Source organism: Bacillus horti (assembly GCF_030813115.1).
Classification (GTDB): domain Bacteria; phylum Bacillota; class Bacilli; order Caldalkalibacillales; family JCM-10596; genus Bacillus_CH; species Bacillus_CH horti.
Genome location: NZ_JAUSTY010000004.1, coordinates 246,783 through 266,944 on the forward strand (window position 1 = coordinate 246,783; position 20,162 = coordinate 266,944).

Annotated in this window: 18 protein-coding genes; 10 read left to right on the forward strand and 8 right to left on the reverse strand. The window is 40.8% G+C overall.

The features are described 5' to 3' along the window. Positions 1-16 precede the first annotated feature (16 nt). The 4 genes from pheT to J2S11_RS06330 all read left to right on the forward strand — a co-directional run bounded on the left by pheT (position 17) and on the right by J2S11_RS06330 (position 4,398). Positions 17-2,458, forward strand: a complete 2,442-nt coding sequence (gene pheT, locus J2S11_RS06315; RefSeq protein ID WP_307392438.1) for a phenylalanine--tRNA ligase subunit beta — start codon at positions 17-19, stop codon at positions 2,456-2,458. A 25-nt stretch (positions 2,459-2,483) separates the two neighbouring features. Beyond that, positions 2,484-3,209: a cell division protein ZapA gene (zapA, locus tag J2S11_RS06320; protein ID WP_307392440.1), complete on the forward strand. Its 726-nt coding sequence runs from the start codon at positions 2,484-2,486 to the stop codon at positions 3,207-3,209. Between the two features lie 2 nt (positions 3,210-3,211). Further along, positions 3,212-3,751: a CvpA family protein gene (locus tag J2S11_RS06325; RefSeq protein WP_307392442.1), complete on the forward strand. Its 540-nt coding sequence runs from the start codon at positions 3,212-3,214 to the stop codon at positions 3,749-3,751. A 335-nt stretch (positions 3,752-4,086) separates the two neighbouring features. Then, complete coding sequence (locus J2S11_RS06330; RefSeq protein WP_307392444.1) at positions 4,087-4,398, forward strand: hypothetical protein; 312 nt, start codon at positions 4,087-4,089, stop codon at positions 4,396-4,398. 163 nt (positions 4,399-4,561) lie between these two features. Here J2S11_RS06330 and J2S11_RS06335 read toward each other — a convergent pair whose 3' ends face one another. The 6 genes from J2S11_RS06335 to pckA form a co-directional block, all read right to left on the reverse strand. Further along, positions 4,562-5,365, reverse strand: a complete 804-nt coding sequence (locus J2S11_RS06335) for an ABC transporter permease (protein ID WP_307392446.1) — start codon at positions 5,363-5,365, stop codon at positions 4,562-4,564. Beyond that, a complete protein-coding gene (locus J2S11_RS06340; RefSeq protein ID WP_307392449.1) occupies positions 5,355-6,131 on the reverse strand; it encodes an ABC transporter ATP-binding protein in 777 nt (258 codons plus the stop codon). The genes J2S11_RS06335 and J2S11_RS06340 overlap by 11 nt, the downstream gene beginning before the upstream one ends. Before the next feature lie 140 nt (positions 6,132-6,271). Beyond that, on the reverse strand, positions 6,272-7,270 hold the full coding sequence (locus tag J2S11_RS06345; protein WP_307392450.1) for an ABC transporter substrate-binding protein: 999 nt from the start codon (positions 7,268-7,270) through the stop codon (positions 6,272-6,274). Between the two features lie 85 nt (positions 7,271-7,355). Further along, entirely contained in the window at positions 7,356-8,813 is a 1,458-nt protein-coding gene (locus J2S11_RS06350; RefSeq protein ID WP_307392452.1) for a DUF4179 domain-containing protein, read from the reverse strand. After that, complete coding sequence (locus tag J2S11_RS06355; protein ID WP_307392454.1) at positions 8,800-9,336, reverse strand: RNA polymerase sigma factor; 537 nt, start codon at positions 9,334-9,336, stop codon at positions 8,800-8,802. Before J2S11_RS06355 ends, J2S11_RS06350 begins: the two co-directional genes overlap by 14 nt. A gap of 445 nt (positions 9,337-9,781) precedes the next feature. Next, complete coding sequence (gene pckA / locus J2S11_RS06360; protein WP_307392601.1) at positions 9,782-11,329, reverse strand: phosphoenolpyruvate carboxykinase (ATP); 1,548 nt, start codon at positions 11,327-11,329, stop codon at positions 9,782-9,784. 342 nt (positions 11,330-11,671) lie between these two features. On the opposite strand from pckA, the gene J2S11_RS06365 reads away from it, so the two are divergent. Then, positions 11,672-13,081, forward strand: coding sequence for a Glu/Leu/Phe/Val family dehydrogenase (locus tag J2S11_RS06365; RefSeq protein WP_307392456.1), 1,410 nt, complete (start codon positions 11,672-11,674; stop codon positions 13,079-13,081). A gap of 297 nt (positions 13,082-13,378) precedes the next feature. After that, entirely contained in the window at positions 13,379-14,410 is a 1,032-nt protein-coding gene (gene rsgA, locus J2S11_RS06370) for a ribosome small subunit-dependent GTPase A (protein ID WP_370875466.1), read from the forward strand. Between the two features lie 85 nt (positions 14,411-14,495). Here the strand turns inward: rsgA and J2S11_RS06375 are convergent, their stop codons facing one another. Beyond that, positions 14,496-15,041, reverse strand: coding sequence for a gamma carbonic anhydrase (locus tag J2S11_RS06375; protein WP_307392459.1), 546 nt, complete (start codon positions 15,039-15,041; stop codon positions 14,496-14,498). Between the two features lie 71 nt (positions 15,042-15,112). Continuing rightward, entirely contained in the window at positions 15,113-15,991 is an 879-nt protein-coding gene (locus tag J2S11_RS06380) for an SDR family oxidoreductase (RefSeq protein ID WP_307392462.1), read from the reverse strand. 163 nt (positions 15,992-16,154) lie between these two features. Between J2S11_RS06380 and J2S11_RS06385 the strand changes: the two genes are divergently transcribed. From J2S11_RS06385 to J2S11_RS06400, 4 genes are all read left to right on the forward strand, one after another. Continuing rightward, the gene (locus J2S11_RS06385) at positions 16,155-17,273 is read left to right on the forward strand and encodes a tetraprenyl-beta-curcumene synthase family protein (RefSeq protein ID WP_307392465.1); all 1,119 of its coding nucleotides are present in this window, start codon (positions 16,155-16,157) and stop codon (positions 17,271-17,273) included. 101 nt (positions 17,274-17,374) lie between these two features. Beyond that, positions 17,375-18,703, forward strand: a complete 1,329-nt coding sequence (locus J2S11_RS06390) for an AraC family transcriptional regulator (RefSeq protein ID WP_307392467.1) — start codon at positions 17,375-17,377, stop codon at positions 18,701-18,703. Positions 18,704-18,750: 47 nt separating this feature from the next. Beyond that, positions 18,751-19,389, forward strand: a complete 639-nt coding sequence (locus tag J2S11_RS06395) for a GyrI-like domain-containing protein (RefSeq protein WP_307392469.1) — start codon at positions 18,751-18,753, stop codon at positions 19,387-19,389. Between the two features lie 411 nt (positions 19,390-19,800). Beyond that, the gene (locus J2S11_RS06400) at positions 19,801-20,103 is read left to right on the forward strand and encodes an RNHCP domain-containing protein (protein WP_307392472.1); all 303 of its coding nucleotides are present in this window, start codon (positions 19,801-19,803) and stop codon (positions 20,101-20,103) included. Positions 20,104-20,162: the final 59 nt, after the last annotated feature.

The following is a 20,162-nucleotide window of genomic DNA, read 5'->3' on the forward strand; positions in this document are numbered from 1 at the left end:
CGAAAGGGGTTAACATATGTTAGTGTCATATAAATGGTTAAGTAAATACGTAGATGTAAGTGGCGTAACGCCAGAGGAATTAGCAGAGAAAATCACAAGAGCTGGTATTGAAGTCGATATGATTCATTATCGTAATAAAGGAATCCAGCATGTTGTTGTTGGCTATGTGAAGGAAAGGGTAAAGCATCCAGATGCAGATAAGCTGAGTGTATGTCAGGTGGATGTTGGAGAGGAAGAGCCGGTTCAAATCGTTTGTGGAGCTGCTAATGTGGATCAAGGGCAAAAGGTAGCTGTAGCTAAGGTTGGAGCCGTTTTGCCAGGAGATTTCAAAATCAAAAAGGCAAAGCTACGTGGTCAAAAGTCGGAGGGCATGATCTGCTCGGCTCAGGAGCTAGGGATTGAGGAGCGTTTAATTGCTCCTGAATTTAAAAGTGGGATTATGGTACTACCAGAAGATTTAGAGGTAGGGAGCTCTGTTTTAGAGCAGCTAGACCTTGATGATGTAGTGCTTGAGCTAGACGTTTTAGCTAATCGTTCGGATTGTCTTAGTATGCTTGGAGTAGCGTATGAGGTGGCTGCTATTCTTGGTCAGGAGGTTACTCTACCTTCAGAGGATGTTGTTGAATTAGAAGGCCGGGCTATTTCAGAGGAAGTAAAAGTATCCATCCAAGTGCCCGAGCTTTGTCCTCATTATGTGGCTAGGAAGGTGACAGGTGTTAGCATCGGTCCTTCCCCTTTATGGCTACAAAATCGTTTAATAAGCTCGGGGATTCGTCCTATTAATAACGTGGTCGATGTAACGAACTATGTCATGCTAGAGTATGGTCAGCCTCTTCATGCCTTTGATGCACAGCATGTTAAGGATGGGCACATTGTGATTCGAGAAGCAGTAGCTAATGAAAAAGTAGTGACATTAGATGATCAAGAGAGAGGGCTTACAGAGGGCATGCTTCTTATCACTGATCCAGAGAAAGTCATTGCCGTAGCTGGTGTAATGGGCGCAGCAAACTCTGAAGTAACTGAGCAAACAAAGGATGTCATTCTAGAGTCTGCGTATTTCTCAGGTCTTTCTGTTAGGGTAACGTCTAAGGCGTTAGGGCTACGTTCAGAGGCAAGTGCTCGTTTTGAAAAAGGAGTAGACCCTGAAAGAGTGTATCAGGCAATTCACCGAGCAGCAGCTCTTTTGCAGGAGGTAGCTGGTGCTCAAATATTGCTTGGAATCGCTGAGGAGCGTACAGAGCAGCTAGAGAATTTTAATCGTGTACAGATTCCTGTTCATGTGGCAAAATTAAACAAAGTGTTAGGTACGGTGCTAAACACTGGAGAAGTCACGAATATTTTAGATCGACTGGGCTTTGAGTATGAAAACAAAGGGCATGAGATTAAAGTTGAAATACCAACTAGACGACCAGATTTACGTATCCAAGAGGATATGATGGAGGAAGTAGCAAGACTTTACGGCTACGATCGAATACCAATTACTCTTCCAGCAGGTCGAACAACGCCTGGCTCAAGATCAGTGAGACAGCAACTAAGACACAACATTAAAAGATTTTTACAAGGAACAGGCTTGAACCAAGTGACCACATATTCTTTAACTAGTGCTACACAAGCCTCCTGGGGTAAGGAGATGCTTGAACGTGAGGAGCTTCAGCCGATTGCTTTAAGTATGCCGATGAGTGAGGAAAGAAGTCATTTACGCACGTCCTTAATTCCAAGCTTAATTGATGTTGCCCTATATAATAAAAATCGTACAGAAGCGAATACGCATATTTTTGAAATCGGTCATGTCTTTTTATCAGAAGAAAAGGAGCTAACTCAGCTACCTACAGAAGAAGAGAAAATGGCTGGTTTATTGACTGGGATATGGCAGCTTCATCCGTGGCAGCAGGTTAAAACACCTTTAGACTTTTTTGTCGCCAAGGGGATCATTGAGGGATTATTTGAAAAGCTAGATTTACCGCACATTCAATTTGAAGCAGCAAAAATCGCGGGACTTCACCCTGGAAGAAGTGCAAAGTTAATGCATGACGGAACTTATATTGGCTATGTAGGTCAGCTTCATCCTAAAAAGCAGCTAGATTTAGACCTTGAGGAAACGTATGTGTTTGAAATAAGCTTAGAGCTTTTATTACAGAAGCAGCCAGAACAAATTGCCTATCAAGCACTACCTAAATATCCAAGTATGCAAAGAGATATAGCTGTTGTAGTTGATCAAGATATCCCTGCAGGGAAAATGATGCAGACGATAGAAGAGGCTGGAGTACCGTTGCTTAAAGCCGTTCGTTTGTTTGATGTGTATGAGGGAGAGAAAGTACTAGAAGGTAAGAAGAGCATCGCCTTTTCACTACAGTACTTTGATCCAGCTAAAACGTTAACGGATGAAGAGGTTAAGCAGGTACATGATAAGGTTGTAGCACAGCTAGAAGTAGCCTGGGGGGCAGCCCTACGTAAGTAATAAAAAGCACCAAGGGGGCTTTTTGATGAGGGAAGAGCACAAAAATACGGTTAATGTTACGATTCTTGGCCAACAATATAAAATAAAAGGTTATGAAAGTCCGTTTCATATTCAGCAGATTGCCCATCAGGTTGATCAAAAAATGAAGGGCATAGCTGAGCTGAATCCAACTCTAGATACAGCTAAAACAGCTGTTCTATCAGCGGTCAATATTGCTGATGAATATGCTAAGCTGCTAGAGGAGAACAACCAGTTGCTAGAGGAAAGCAAGCATGTTCAGCTGGATAACCAGAAGCTTCAGACGGAGCATGAGAAGCTTCTGGAAGAAAACAATCAGCTCCAGACGGAAAAAAATTCGCTGCAAAAGAGAAGTGATGGCTTGCAGGCTGAACTCAAGCAATCCCAAGAGCAGCTTGATAAAGAGCGACAAGGATTTCGTCAATTGCTTGATGAATATGAGCTATTGAAGGCTCAATACACGGAGTTAGAGCAAAAGCACCAAAGTCTTCAGGATTCTTCCACTCAGCTTCCGCAAGAGCTACAAAGGCAGAGGGAAGTGAATGAGCAATTGGAGGAAGCATGTAAGGAGCTCCAGCAAGGGAAACAGCAGCTTCAACAGGAGTATGTAGAGCTAGAGCAAGAGTATGTTGAATCCCAGCGTATGTATGAAGAGATTAAGAAGGAGCATAGCGAGCTGAGAATAGAGTATGAGGATTTTCTAAAGCTTTTAGATGACCAAACAAAGGAGTAGCTATGAGTACATTTGATATTGTCATCTTATGCTTATTGGTAGCAGGCTTTATTATGGGCTATAAAAGAGGATTAATTAAACAGGCTATTCACATGGTCGGGTTTATAGTAGCTATTATTGTGGCTTTCCTCTTTAATGGAACGGTGGCGGAGATGCTACAAGGAGTGATTCCTTACCCGTTTTCTGAGCCTGAGGGAGCAGCAAGCCTATTGCTAATTCTAGACTTAGAGCGGATGTTTTATAAAGCTCTTGCTTTTGCCCTCCTTTTTTTTGGTACGAAGCTAGTGTTAAGTCTTATAGGTCACTTATTAACGGCAGTTGCCTCTTTACCTGGACTTAATTTGATCAACCGCTGGTTAGGTGGAACACTCGGAGTGCTGCAAATATTTGTGTTGATGTTTATTGTGGTCCATGTTTTGTTTTTTATCCCATGGGAAACTGGTCATCAATGGCTGGCTAGTTCATCCATTGCGCAGTGGATGACAGACCAAACCTCCATTGTTCCTGATCAAATTATGGATATTTGGAATGAGGCAGAATAAGAATACAGGCATGAACAATGGTATTATAAGGATGTAGGATAGAGATTCAAATAAAATTAAATAGTAAACGGAATGAAGCTGTCCCAGAGTAAATTTTCCTCTCAGGGACAGTTTTCTCTGTTTACCTATTTTTAATCCTGTAACGGAAATATAGACTTCTTGAGAATAATATCTAGTTGGTTTGATCTCTATCGGATATGGGATCCACTTAGAACGAAATCTTAAGCAAAGCAGTGGATTCGTCCATATTTGAAACGCATCATGTCAGTAGCCTTTACCTTATCACCTACTTGGACATATATATGAAGTACTTGAGGGTGAAGGGAGGATACAAAATGTCATATTATCATAGTTGTAGACGTAATGTTGGTCGTGGTGTGCAATTTAGAACACATGATGGCCGAGTTCATCGTGGAGTCATTACAAGAGTTACACCTAGTCATTTATACTATAGGCCATACGGTGCAGGGATAACTGGCTTAAACTCTGAGGAGGTAAAGGCTGAGTCCGCTATTGCCCAAGATTCAGCTCATGAGGGTCAAGAAGTTCAATGGGGCTGGGGTTGGGGCTTTGGTGCGGGCTTTGGAACAGGTATAGCATTCGGAGCCATTGCATCGTTAGCCTTTCTACCATTCTTCTTCTGGTAGAGTAAACAAGTTTAGAAACGAAAAGAAGCAAATGGGTAAATGTTAAATCTTGAACGTTCTTACATGTAAGTTTTTTGCATGTGTAGATATGGATATGCATGTAGTGAAGCAGCAGCTTTAATAATGCATATCCATATGACTCGTATGCGAATAAAAGAAAGGCCTATGACATAGAGCGGATTAGAAATTTCTCTAAATAATAGACGCCTTGATACATAAGTGTTGCAATGATGGCAATAACCAGCAGGCTCATCAGAACTAAGGTGAAGTTAAAAACCTGAAAGCCATAGATGATTAGATATCCTAAGCCCTGCTTAGCTACTAAGAATTCACCAACAATGACCCCTACCCAGGCTAAGCCCACATTGACTTTTAAGGTGGAGACGATGGTTGGAAAGGAGGCCGGGAGAATAACGGAGCGATAGACATTTGCTTTTTTTCCTCCAAAGGTTTGAATAACCTTACTATAATTAGGGTCTACCTCTTTAAAGCGAGTGTACACCACTATGGTCGTAATAATAACGGTAATCGCTAAAGCCATAGCCATTATGGAAATAAAGCCAGGACCAAGTCCCACAATAAATAATGGTCCAAGGGCTACTTTAGGCATACTATTTAAGACTACCAAATAAGGATCAAGTACTTTACTTAGGAATTTTGACCACCATAATAACGTTGCCAGCAGAGTTCCAATAATCGTTCCAAGTAAAAAACCCACAACCGTCTCCAAAAATGTTGTCCAAACATGTGGGGCTAAGCTCCCATCCATCAGATTACGCAGAAGTAGATCAAAAACCTTACTTGGTTGGCTGAAGATTAGGGGATTGATCCATTTTAAAAGTGAAGACACCTCCCACAGTGTGAAAAAGAAGACTAAGATGGATAGCTGAGTGGTGATGATATAAAAACGTTGCTTTCTTTGGCTCCGAATATACTGTTGATGTAAAGACTTCCATTCATCCTTCATCAGCGTCCAGCTCCTTCCAAATGCGCTGAAAAATATCACGAAAGCCTACGTTTTCTCTAGCTAAAAATGGTTTTTCAGCACGAATCTCCTCAGGTACAACGATTTCTTCTTTAATACGTCCAGGATTTTTTTCCAAAATATATATACGATCAGACATCGCTATGCTCTCAGCGATATCATGAGTAACAAGTACGGCTGTTTTTTGATGGCTTTTTAACGTTTTCCATACCAGATCCTCAAGCTGTAGCTTTGTTTGATAATCAAGAGCTGAAAAAGGCTCATCAAGCAGGAGGATGTCAGGGTTAGTAACCAGAGTTCGAACAAGTGAAGCTCGTTGTCTCATGCCTCCTGAAAGCTGTGAAGGATAATGGTGCTTAAAAGCAGAAAGCCCCATCTCATGAAGCAGATAATTGGCGTAATTTCTTGTTTCTTGGTCTAGACGCTTCATGACCTTTAACCCGGTCAATACATTTTTTAGAATAGATTTCCATTCAAATAAGTAATCACTTTGAAGCATATAGCCAATGTCTGCTGAAGGTTTTGTTTTCTCTACTCCATGGATCTTTATCGTCCCTTTTGTTGGTTGAAGAAGACCTGAAATGGAGGAGAGGATCGTGCTTTTACCGCAGCCACTTGGACCAACCAGGCTAATAAACTCTCCCGGCTCCACCGTCAAAGAAATATTTTCAATGGCTACGTTTGCTTCCTTTTGCGTGACAAATACATGTGAAACATGCTGAAGCTCGATGCTAGCTTGAGTGGACAAAAGCAATCCCTCCTTATTATAGATTCTGCTCTAGGTAAAGGTGGATAGAGATACAGTATTCTATGGCTGGATGAGATAGAAGGTGCGAAAAGAATCAAAAAAAACCGAGACAACAGTCCCGGCTAAAATGAACACGATGCTTATTGATTGATTGCCTGTTCGGCAAATCTTGTTTCCACCAATGTATCATACTCTACAATCTGCTCAAGCTCCCCAGCCTGATCAATGATTTCCTGCAATAAGAGCCAAGACTCCTCCTGAAGAATAGGAGTTGGAGCGTAGGATTCTTGCTCAGCATAACGATTGATAACGGATATGACGATATCTAGATCTGTATCCTCAAAGAAAGGTAAGATTGCTTCAGCAATCTCTTCTGTAGGCGTTGCATAGACGTACTGCTGAGCCTTATATATTGCATTGGTAAAGCGTTGAATAGTATCAGCATTATCGTTAATATAGCTCTGTTTGGACATGAACACCGTATAAGGGATTTGCCCACTCTCAGCACCGAAGGACGCAACAATATGCCCAATACCTTCTTTTTCAAAGAGGGTAGCTTGAGGCTCAAAAAGCTGCACATACTCTCCCGTACCAGAGGCAAACGCATTAGGAATATTACTAAAGTCAATATTTTGAATGAGCTCCAAATCTGCTTGTGGATCAATACCGTGCTGTTTCAGAACGTATTCACCTACCATCTGAGGCATACCACCTACACGTTGACCTAGAAATACGGAATCATTCAGTTGATCCCAAGAGAAGGAATCATGCTCTTCTCTGGCTACCAAAAAAGTCCCATCCGTTTGAGTCAATTGTGCGAAGTTGATAATTGGATCATCTGTTCCTTGCTGATACACATAAATACTTGTTTCGCTTCCGACAAGAGCTATGTCTGCTCCATCGGATATAAGAGTCGTCATCGTCTTGTCACCACCCCAGGCTGTAGTGATCTCAACCTCCAACCCTTGCTCCTCAAAAAAGCCCTTCGTTACCGCTACATAAAGCGGAGCGTAAAAAATAGATCTCGTTACCTCAGCCACTCGTACCTGCTCTAGCCCGTTAGTCGAGGAGGAACAAGCGGCTAAGCTGACCATTGTGAGTACTAGGACTACACAAAGAATAATGCGAAGCCATCCCATTGTTGTCTGACACACTCCTTTATTTATAGATAGGGGTAGTGTCATTCTATTCACTATGTTCCTTTTGTGTGTTTGCCTATTTTTTTCAGTTTAAAGGAATCTCCATTCTAAATTCTTTCCATAGGTCTGAAACACTTAATTCTCTAGTGACAATGTGTAGCTGATTAAGTACCTCCTGTCTTAAATAAGGGAACTCAAGAACGAAAGCTCCTGGATGCTCTTCATCTAATGAGTGAGTATAGGTGATATCTCTGAAGTGGGTTTTAAAGCCGCGTTGATCCTCAAACCAAAGCTCATGACTTTGTTCATATGGAGCCTGACCGAGTGCCTGACCAAAGACGAGTGTTCTGTCTTCAAAGTGCTTAATATCATTAATTTGAAGCTCTCCGACATCTCCTTGGCTTATTATTAATGGGAAGGTGTCAGGAAATGGTGCTGAGTTGAATTGAATAGCTTGCCGGTTTAATACTTGGGGCTGTAACGTTACGAATGAATGGTTAGCTGATAAAGGATTTATCCATGTAGTAAATTCCTCAGTAATCATATTTTCGGTAACAATTAGTCTCGTTCCTCTCACTTGCCGAATCATATCTATACCATGTTCGTCCTGTACCCTAAAAAATAGCTCATTTTCTTCGAGGTACTGGTGTGTCATCCCATCACTGGGGTATGAAAGAGAGTAGTGTATAGCTGTTGAGCTTGGATAAACGTTTACTCCTGTTACCGATAAAGTTGCATCACCTATTGTTTCTTCCATTTCTAATGAGTGAGAGGTAGTTGATTGGTCTGCGATTACACGGGACACAGGAAAATGAAAACTCCAATCTCCCTGGAGCTGTCCAATCTCTTGAATAGAGAGGGACAGTGTAAACTCGTCTGGAAGATCTGTGGGTAACCTCATACTTGAGAAGCCTATATAATGCTGTTTTTGAGGTGATCTATAGATCGTATTGTTAATGGTAAAGGCGGCTGTTTCTTCTCCGTTAATAGAAAGCTTCATCTCTTTAATACCGATAAAATCATCTTCACTAATTTCTATATATTGATCTAATATAGAAGCTTGGTAGAAGCTTCTTCCCTCGTACATCTGATTGAAATGCTTTAATTTGTCGGGATGGCTTGTTCCATATTCACCATTATCCGTGATAGAATAACCAATCGCTATCCTTGAGCCATCATATAAGACTTCATCCACTGTAATTTCTAAGCCTTGGTCATTTACCGATTGTTTGATCTCGTCTGTAAAACCTTGGCTGGATGCTTGTCTTAAACCTTCATCTCCTGATTTCTGAAAAATCGTGGATAAGAAAGGTAGGTTCTGCAAGGATTGAGCAACCGCTGGGGAAAAGAAGGCTGAAACCGTTAATCCAACGAAACAAAGAATAAAAGCACAAGCTGTTAGAGCAACATGTCTTCTAAGTTTCCTATTTACTGGTAGTTGCTGAAGAGTTTGATCAATTCGCTGATATATAATTTCGGGGGTATCGGAATTTACTCTCTTCAATTGTCGCTTTAACTGGCTATCCATCTCAGAATGGTTCATTTGAGGCACACCTCGCATTCGATTTATTCATGACCTTTATTAGCTGTGTTCTTGCTCGAAACAACCTTGATTTAACAGTGCCAATGGGGATGTCGAGCATCTCAGCAATCTCCTTAATAGAACAATCCTCCTGATAGTAGAGCGTGACTATAATACGTAAATCTTCATCCAACTGTTCAAGAATTTCTTGTAGCTCTAGCTGTTCATAGTTATCTATATGAGGCTTGTCTTTGAGAGTCTGGACAGGGATGATTTTCTTTTTCTGCTTTAACGACCTATGACATTCGTTGATTTCTATCCGTACAAGCCACGTATAAAAATATTCAGGCTGCCTTAAGCTTTTCAGGTTTTGATAGGCCATTAGAATAGTTTCCTGAATCACATCCGCACAATCTGCATCTGATTTTAAGTAGGACTTGGCAATTCGATATAGGGTTTGTTCATAATGCTTGATCAGCCAACAGAATGCTTCTTTATTTCCTTTTTGCGCTTGTTTTACCTTGCTTACAATTTCTTGTCTCATATTCTCCTCCTTTCATTTACTGCTTCATTAATTAGATAAAAAGACGAGGTGATAGGTTCACGGAAACTATTTTATATTTTGTGCACGCTGTAGTAGAACTACATAAATAGCCATAGCTCTTGAACATAGAGCTATGGCTAAGCAGTAAATCATGTAGTTGTTCTTAAAGTCAAAAAATCAGGAGGATAAACCCTGCAACCAGCAAAATTAGAATAGCTATTACAATAAAAACAACAAGTAGTCTTTTTAGCATGAAAAACCTCCGAATAACAAATATGACTAGTCTAAGTGTACCTTGATCCCACAAAAAAATGAAGGGACAGGGATGATTTAATTGAAAAAAGACCTCTTTTGTTGAAAAGAATTGCTGAAAATATCCTTTTCCAAGAGGGCAGATCTATAAAATACAGTCTAACGAACGGAGGTGTTGCTTATCCGCACTAGCCTATAGTTTTGGTCCAGCCGACAGCTCTAAACCTGTAGAAAGGTTAAATCGCTTAAAGTTCTGGACAAACAACTGAGCTAGCTCAGTTGCCTTTTGATCATATACTTCCTTATCGATCCATGTATTCCTAGGCTGTAGAAGCTCGGCAGGAACACTAGGGCAGGAGGTAGGAACAAACAAACCAAAAACAGGCTCTTGCTCATAGCTGACTTCTTTGAGCTCTCCTTGAATAGCTGCAGTAACCATAGCACGTGTATATGTTAAATTCATCCGCTGTCCTACACCGTATCCACCACCAGTCCAGCCTGTATTCACTAAGTATACGTCTGTATCATGCTGCTCCATCTTTTCGCCTAGCATTTCTGCATATACATCTGGAGCTAAAGGTAGGAAAGGAGCTCCAAAGCACGTTGAAAACGTTGCTTCTGGCTCAGTCACTCCGCGTTCAGTCCCAGCAAGCTTGCTGGTGTAGCCAGACAGAAAATGGTACATCGCTTGCTCCTTAGTTAGCTTTGAGATAGGAGGCAGAACACCGAAAGCATCCGCTGTTAAAAAGATAATGACGTTAGGATGACCGGCAACACTAGGTAACTGAGCACCAGGAATATAATCGATTGGATAGGCAGCTCTTGTATTCTCCGTATATTTGCTACTAGAGTAATCAATTTCTCCAGTAACCGCATGATAATCCACATTTTCTAGGACCGTACCAAAGCGGATAGCATTCCAGATCTGAGGCTCTTTTTCCGGAGACAAATGGATACATTTAGCGTAGCAGCCTCCTTCAATATTAAAGACACCGTCCTCTGACCAGCCGTGTTCATCATCTCCGATTAATCTTCTGAATGGGTCAGCAGATAAGGTTGTTTTCCCCGTACCTGATAGTCCAAAGAATAGCGCTACGTCCCCGGCGTCTCCAACATTAGCAGAGCAATGCATCGGAAACACGTTCTTTTTTGGTAGGACATAATTCATCACGCTGAAAATGGACTTTTTCATTTCTCCCGCGTATTCCGTCCCTCCGATTAGGACGATCCTCTTTTCAAAGCTAACGAGTACAAACGCTTCAGAATGAGTACCATCTACTACAGGATCTGCTTTAAAGCCCGGTGCAGAAACAATGGTAAAAAGGCCCTCTGTCTCGATAGGATCATCGGTCGATCGACGTACAAAAAGCTGGTGAGCAAACAGGTTATGCCAAGCCCTCTCGTTAATGACTCTAATCGGGATACGATATCGTTTATCTGTACCAGCATAACCGTTAAAGACGTACCTTTCTTTATCCTTTAAGTATTCAATGACTTTAAAATAGAGCTTTTCAAAAACGGCTTCAGAAATAGGCTGATTAACATTGCCCCAGTCTACGTCCTGCTCACTTAAGCGGTCTCTCACAATAAATTTGTCCTTAGGAGAGCGACCCGTATACGTTCCGGTTAATGTTCTCAAAGCTCCAGTTGGAGTCAAATGTCCCTCCTGTCGGCTAATGCTATGTTCCACTAATTGGGCTACAGATAAATCGCATAAGGCCTGTTCTTCTAAAAGCTGCATTAAAGCATTAGGTATACTAAGTACGCTCACTTCAAACAATCCTTTCTGTCAATGAATTAATAATGAATGATAGAACAACATATTCATAAATCATATTCCATATTTTATGCATCTTATATGAACTAAGATACAAAATAGTATAACACAATTAACTTAATGTTGTATACTATTAAAAATAATGAAGGAAAACTATTTAAGCTCATGCTTAAAGTACGTTCGCAGCACAAAAAGCAAGTCAGTGTATGACTTTTATTTTGTCTTAGATGAGGGTAATTATGTTACCATAAAAGTATTCATTCATTTTACGATCAAAATTAAAAGCGATAAAAGAGGTGGCTGTATATGTCTACATTACAAACGAAGCATACCATTGAAAAATCAATCGACGCCCTGTATCAGGATGAAAGCTTTTTACCAGAGTTAAAGAATGATCGAAGAAAGCAGATTTTTGAATCCGGCAAGGAAATTTTGATTACAACGGATAAAATTATTAAAAGCTACATACGTGTCTCACGAGATAATGGAAGTGTCGTACGTATACCGGCCTTCAGGATTCAGCACAATAATATATCTGGCTTCTATAAAGGTGGAATTCGTTTTAGTGAATCCGTAAATGAGGAAGAGGTTGAAAATTTAGCTATCCTGATGACTTTAAAAAACGCTTTGCATAAGCTGCCTTACGGTGGAGCAAAGGGCGGAGTAGTTATTGATCCGAAAACATTTACAGATCGAGAGCTTTATTTCGTCTCTAAAAAATACGTGCAACGCTTTGCCCCTGATATTGGACCAGAGCACGACATTCCCGCTCCAGATGTAGGAACAAATGAAAAGATCATGGACTGGATGGTAGGTGAATATAAAACGATTCATCCAGGTGAAAATTATCTAGGATCTTTTACAGGCAAAAGCATTGAGAATGGTGGAGCATGTGGAAGGCGTGAGGCAACAGGGAAAGGGACGTTTTTTAGCTACTTTTGGCTGGTGAATGAGTGGGCTAGGGAGATGGCGAAGAAGGAAGATCAACTAAAAGAGTCTACTCATTATAATCAATACAAAGTGATCAAGAGCCTGTATGAGAAAAGTGATCAGGGTGAGCCTATCAAGGTTGCCGTTCAGGGCTTTGGTAATGTAGGCAGCGTTGCTGCATTAGAGACTGTAAAAGCAGAGCAGTTAAAGCATAAGGTAGTCGCTATTAGTGATCATCGAGTAACGTTATACCATGAAGAAGGCTTAGATATTTTCAAATTAGAGAAGTATGCGAAGGAAAACGGGGTTATGCCTTGTAATCAAGAAGAGCTGAAGGAAGCAGGAGTTGAGGCTACGATTGAGGGACGCTCTGCCGTATTAACCCTAGAAGTGGATGTTCTAATCCTAGCAGCCATAGAAAATCAGATTACAAAGGATAATATGGAACGAATACAAGCATCTATTATTGTAGAAGGAGCCAACGCACCAGTAACACAAGAGGCAGACTTATTTCTACATGGTCAGGATAAGGTCGTTATCCCAGATATCCTAGCGAATGCTGGTGGGGTTATTGTGTCCTATCTGGAATGGAAGCAGGATCGAGTAACTCAGCTTTATACAGAGGAACAGGTTCTAAATGAAATGAATGAATATATGCTGTCTACGTTTGAGGAAGTGTTCAATAAGTATTTTGTTCGTGGCTATGAAACGATCCGTAGTACGTGCTATATCAATGCGGTCAAACGTTTATTTTCTCTCCTGTATCGCCATGGAAAGCTATATTAATTATTACAGATTTAAGGGAGTGGATAGAAAAATGAGCAGAGCCGTGCTATGATGACCATAAGGCTATTGCTGTTGAGCTTCGTAATTCGCATGAAGCCAAGCCTTTTATAAAGCTGTTTAATCAATGAGAGGAGTGATAAATATGTTAATTGTGACAAAGGTTTCATTTAATGGTACAGATAGCGGACTAAAAGCGGGTGAAAGTCAGTAGGTCACAGTGATTACTCCTTTTGAATTGATGAACAGACAAAGGGATTCTCTGTGATCAAATCGTTGTATTTGAAGGGAGAATTCAATTTGAATTTAATACATTTAGGCCTGAACAATGAATTTCAGGACTTGGCTACGCCATTTATAGAGCAAGGCTTTTCTCTAGGGAGAGTGGCACTTGAGCATAAGCATATATACCGGATTTACACAGAACATGGTGAACTACTTGCAGAAATTGCAGGTAAGCTACGTTTCGAAGCACAGGGTATTGAAGATTTCCCTGCTGTAGGAGACTGGGTTGCGATTAAGCCTAGGGCAGAGGAAGGTAAAGCGACGATTCATGCCGTGCTTCCTAGAAAATCTAAATTCTCTAGAAATAACGCAGGAATGACGACGGAAGAACAAATTGTGGCTACAAATGTGGACTATGTTTTTCTTGTTACAGCCTTAAATAATGATTTTAACATTCGAAGATTAGAGCGCTATTTAATTATGGCGTGGGAAAGTGGAGCGACGCCAGTTATTATTCTTTCTAAGGCTGACCTTTGCTCAGATGTACAGGATAAGCTAGCTGCTGTGGAATCGATCGCTATTGGGGTTCCTGTGCATATCCTAAGCTCTGTAACTAAAGAAGGCATTGAGGATATTGCTCAATATGTGAAGCCAGGGATTACGGCAGCCTTATTAGGTTCATCAGGAGTGGGTAAATCCACACTGATAAACCAGCTTTATGGAGAGGATATTCAGAAGGTCAATGATATCCGCCAAGGAGATGATCGCGGGAAGCATACAACCACGCATCGTGAGTTGATTATCCTTCCATCTGGTGGAATCATTATTGATACTCATGGAATGAGGGAGCTTCAGCTATGGGAAGGTGGACAGGGCTTTACTGAGAGCTTTAAAGATATTGAGGATTTGGCTCGGGAATGCCGTTTTACAGACTGTACACATAAAAATGAGCCTCATTGTGCTGTCAAGCTGGCCATTGAAGAGGGAAGATTGGATGCTGAGCGCTTTACTAGCTATCTGAAGACTCAAAGGGAACTGCAATATCTTGAGCGTAAGGAGAAATTGAAGGCTAGAGCCGATCATAAAAAAGCCATGAAGAAAAAGTAGAAATGGACTATGGCTCAATAAGAAAAAAGAAGAAAAGTTTACAGCCTGCTTAAAGCAACTGTTCCTTTTCTTCTTTTTTTTGATATTATGATTTATCGGTCTCTTGTTTAGCCAATGTTGCCAGTTCAACCTCTTTATAGTACTTACCTTTTTCTACATATGTTTCTCTTATTCGTTTAAGCTCAGAGAAATCATGGTCATTAAGCTCCCTGACTACTTTGGCTGGTGAACCGACAACAAGGGTGCGAGGAGGTATCTTTTTCCCTGGTGGAACTAAAGCTCCTGCCCCAACCATAGCCTCTTCACCAATTTCTACTCCATCCAGAATAATAGCTCCCATACCGATTAGAGCTCCTTGCTTAATATGACAGCTGTGTAAAACAACGTTATGTCCCACTGTAACATCATCCTCAATAATCAAGGGTATATTAGGGCTTTGATGGAGAGTTGAGTTGTCTTGAATGCTTACCCTTTTGCCGATAACAGTAGGTGAAACGTCACCGCGTATTACTGTGTTGTACCAAATACTTGTATCCTCACCGATTTCAACATCTCCTGTAATGACAACACCGTTAGAAACGTAGGCGTTAGGTGAGATTACAGGCTCTTTTCCTTTGTAAGGTAAAATCATGAATAAGCACCTCAATTACAATTATGATATAACAATTTTATCACTGTAAGTGGAGAATGAATAGGAGTGACTTATCCGTTAACGATCGTCCCACCATTGATGTGCAAGACCTGACCAGACATGTAGGATGAATCGTCTGATGCTAGATAGACATAAGCTGGGGCGAGCTCAAAGGGTTGTCCAGGACGCTTCATAGGAGTGTCTTGACCAAACTGAGCCACCTTACTTGCTTCAAAGGTAGCAGGGATTAAAGGTGTCCATATCGGACCAGGTGCTATTCCATTCACTCTAATGCCCTGACCAGCAATCTGCTCAGATAACGAGCGGGTAAAGGAGACGATAGCTCCCTTTGTGGAGGAGTAGTCGACAAGCTGATCATGCCCTTTGTATGCAGTAACAGACGTTGTATTCACAATGCTACTTCCTTTTGATAAATAAGGTAGGGCAGCTTTGGTTAGATAAAAGTAGGAATAAAGGTTTGTCCTAAACGTAAGCTCTAGCTGATCAGCAGAGATGTTCCGAATATCTTTTTGGGGCACCTGCATGGCCGCGTTGTTGATCAAGATATCAAGCTTACCAAACGTTTGGACAACCTGTTCCACCACCTGTTGGCAAAATGCCTCTGAACCGATGTCTCCGGCTATGAGGTGGCATTGTCCACCTTTTTCCTCAACTATTTTCTTAGTCTCCTGAGCATCCTGCTCTTCATTCAGATAGAGGATAGCTAGCTTAGCCCCTTCCTTGGCGAAGGCAACAGATACCGCCCGACCGATACCGCTGTCACCTCCTGTAATAAGAACAACTCGATCCTTAAGTTTTCCGCTTCCTTTGTAGGAGGGGTTGTCATAAAGGGGTCTCGGGTTCATTTGAGCTTCAATTCCAGGCTGTACCTCCTGTTGCTGTGCAGGTACCTGCTTTGGTATTTGATTAAATATATCGTTTTGTCCCATGCTTATTACACCCTTTCATTATTGTTTGTTTAGACGTACCCTTTTCTTTAATCATTTATCCTTAAAATCTATAGAAATGTGCAAATAGATATTAGTGCTTTAGCATGCTACAATAAACGTAGAATAATTGGCTGGAGAAGTAAGCAAAACGGGAGGGGCAGATATGTCAAATCAGATCACTGATCAGAGGAACAACCATCGAATACGAGCACAGGTTCCGCAAAAGCCGATTCAACTCATGAAGGCGGTATATAAACAAACCCTTCCTGCTATACATAAACAGCTTAGCTATTGGAAAAGGAAAGCAGAGAACATCTCAGACCAAGAGCTAAGAGAACAGGCATTATCTAGTATAAAGAGCAAACAATTTCACTGTCAGGGTGGTGGCGTTTATGCCTTGCTAGCACCTAAGGAGTTACGTACATATGTCTATCAGTTTATTGTGGCGTATCAAACAATTAGTGATTACTTAGATAATTTGTGTGATCGAAGTATATCTCAGGATGCTACGAACTTTAGAAGATTACATCAAGCTATGATTGATGCTCTTACAAAGCCCTCTGATATGGATGAGCTGGATTATTATGAGTATCAGGAGCACAAAGCTGATAATGGCTATTTAAAGGAATTGGTTCAAACGTGTCAGGCTGCCTTAGAGCGACTCCCATCCGTTCAGCATTATCATAGTCATATGATGGTGTTAGCACAGCTCTATTGTGACTTGCAGGTGTATAAGCATATTACCCCGGAGAAAAGGGAGGAAGCTCTGAGAGACTGGTGGGAGAATTACAAGGATGTATACTCACAGTTAGAGTGGTATGAATTTGCAGCTGCTACAGGCTCTACACTGGGTCTTTTTTATTACGCAGCTTTAGCAGCAAATCGTTTACATTCTGATGATTTAGACCAACAAGCTTTTCAATCATACTTTCCTTATGTACAAGGGCTGCATATCTTGCTTGATTATTTTATAGATCAGGAAGAGGATCGCCAGGGAGGGGATCTGAACTTTTGTTTTTACTATAAGGATGAGCGAGAAAAACAGCAAAGGCTACTTTGGATGTATCAGCAATCTAAGCATGCGGTAGATCGTTTACCTTTTTCCTCCTTTCATCAGATGGTCGTAGATGGCTTAATTAGTATCTATTTAGCTGACCCTAAGGTAAGGAAGCAGCAGGAAGTAAGAAAAGTAGCTAAGTCATTTATAAAGCAAGGGTCGTGGATCATGAGGTTCTTCCACTGGAACGGCTGGCTTATTCATCGTAAAATAAAGAAGGTTTAATGGTGAATTTGATAAAAGCGGACAAAGCTTAAGGCATTAGTGTTGCTATAATTGTGTTAGTTACTCTGTAGGAACTGGAAGAGGAGGTGTTCTGAGAAAAGATGGACTATAGAGTAAATGTGCAGGAAGCTATCAACTATATAGAGAAAGACTTAGAGGTTCATGCAGACTTAGCGTTGATAGCCCAACAGGCAGCTCTTTCATTACCACATCTGTATCGTCTTTTCTATTCTTTAACAGGACACTCCATTAAGGATTACATTCGCAAGAGAAGAATCAGTATAGCGTCTGAAGATTTAAGAAACACAGCTATGCCAATCATTGATATAGCCTTAAAAGCGGGATTTGAGACTCAAGCTTCTTTTTCAAAGGCATTTAAAAAATGGGTAGGATTATCTCCTGACATGTACCGGGCATCTCAGCAGCATTTTTGTTTTAATCGTATTCAGCTTGTGGAAACGGTAGAGGAATCAAATTCACTGATCAAAGATTTAAATGTGAAGGTACTTCGTCTAAAACCAATGCTCGTCCTTGTGTATAGGCATGTTCAACTATGTAAGGATGGCTTGGAGAGAAATGCTTTGCAGAGAGCGAAGCTTTTGGTCAAAGATTTACTCCTAAATACAGATAAATTACGATTTCTGGGTAGAAATATTGAGCTCGCCTCTTCCTCCCACATTGGCTATGAGATTCTTATTCCAGTTCAGGGAGAGGGAAGATGGGAAACTAAACAGCTTAAGCTTGAGCTTCTATCAGGTGGACTTTATGCCATGGCTGTGAGCTCAGCTAAAAAGGATCAGGAAGTTCTCTCAGCTTGGAATACACTGGTATCGGAATGGCTGCCAAAAAGTAGCTTTATTATGAAAAATCCAGAGTATCTAGAAGAGTATATTGTAAATAAGGAAAAATTAATCCGAATGAAGCTGTACCTTCCGATTGAACGTAAATGCAAAGCAAACATGATTAAAATTCAGAACGTATCTCCTTTTTGCGTAGCGTATAGCCGTGTGCAAGGAGTAGATTCATCAGAGCAGGCGGATCAACAGCTTTGTGAATGGCTGGAGCATATTGATTTTGATTGGAGAGTAGAGGGACAACTTTATTTTTCTTATGCTTTGAATCCAAATGATGAGGGACACTGGAGCGAGTATGGTGTGTCAATTAAACCTGAGCTGGAGTTTCTACGACATACATATATTCAAAGAAAAATAATTGGAGATGGAGATTACGCCTGTATGCGAACCAAAGCATTAGGATCATTAAAAGGAGTTCTAGAGCTCATGCAAGGTTGGATTAAGACTAATCCAGAGTATAGGGCTGATGATTCTAGGCAATGGTTTGCTAAGTATATCCTTTCAGGTCAAAGTGCAGGTGAGGAAGAGATAGAGGTAATTTGCTATCTCCCTGTTATAGTAAAAGGTAACAATTAACAAAGAAAATGAGTAGTAGTAATAGCCTTAGAGAGGAGTAACTTGACATGGGTGAACCAATGAAGAAGAACGTAGATAAAGCCAACAGACCTGAGGGATACAAGCCTCAGAGTATTCCTGGAGCATTAAAGCTCCTTCAAAATAAAATAGAGAAAAGGGGAACAGAAGCCGTGATGAGTGCAGAGGTTGTGACAGTTGAATCCTTTAAGCTACTTGTCCTTAAGGCGAACGGGAGCATGGAAGGATCTGGTCTTGGGAAAGATATCCGTAGAGCGTGGCAGGAATTAAAAAACAAGCTTGTTAATGACTCATTAGCTATTGATGCAGAGGTAGGCTATGTGCTTTACGATCAAGGTCATATGCAGCAGCCGGATGGCTCCTTAGACGCTTGGGTAGGAGTTAAAGTAGATTCGTTTGACAATGCTCCAGCTGGAGTTGAGCAAATGGTCTTACCTACTAGAAAATATGCAAAAACAAGCTGTCAATGTAAAGGTAGAGAGAAGATGGGAGAGCGGTATCAGTTTTTAGGAAAATGGATAGAGCAGGAAGGTCATCAGGTTGATTATAACCTTGGTGCTTTTACTCTGGAGCCAAATTACCTCAATAGTATTAATACGTTTGAGATACCTGCAGATGAGGTACACGAGTATGATTTTGATATTTTGTATCCAATCATTTCTTTGTAATGTGTTTGTTCGGATTAAAGCTATGTTACTATTAAGCTATATGGCGGCATGATAAAAAGTGAACAGGAGTGCCTATAGTTTGGTTAACGAAATGAGTTATTATCATACTCAAGTCCGTTAGGGGACGGAGCCAAAGTCAGTGCTCTGATGATACACCTACTGGTGGAAGGTGGATGAAAAAATCTGTCTTACAGTGGCTGATACAAAATGAATTAAAATCAGTCGAGGTCCGGATATGCAGATGAAATAAGCTGTATTGAAGTTGGAATCAGAAGTAATCGCACACCCTAGAGGAATAGCGGTGAATGGAGTCCCTACATCAGCAAAGCCTGAGACATGCCTTGAATAAGAGGCTAGAAGAAAATACGGAACCCTTCTAACTAGATCAAATATGATCTAGGAGGAAAGGGCTTGAGTAAAAAAGCAGAAAATAATGGATTTATGTGTGAACATTGTGGTGCGGTCATTTTACCCTTAACAAATGGGAGTTATCGTAACCACTGTCCAGAGTGCTTATATTCTAAACATATGGATGAAGATCCTGGTGATAGACAAAGCACCTGTAAAGGTTTAATGAAACCGATTGATCTGATTATTCATTCGAAAAAAGGGTACCAGATTATTCATCAGTGCCTTCAATGTGGTGCTATTCGCCGAAATAAAATTGCCCAAGATACAGTTCAAAGTGATAATGTTTACTTGTTAATGAATTAATCTATCTTTGATCTCATGTCGCCATATTAAGGAATCAGAACTTTTAGGGGAAGAGGAAT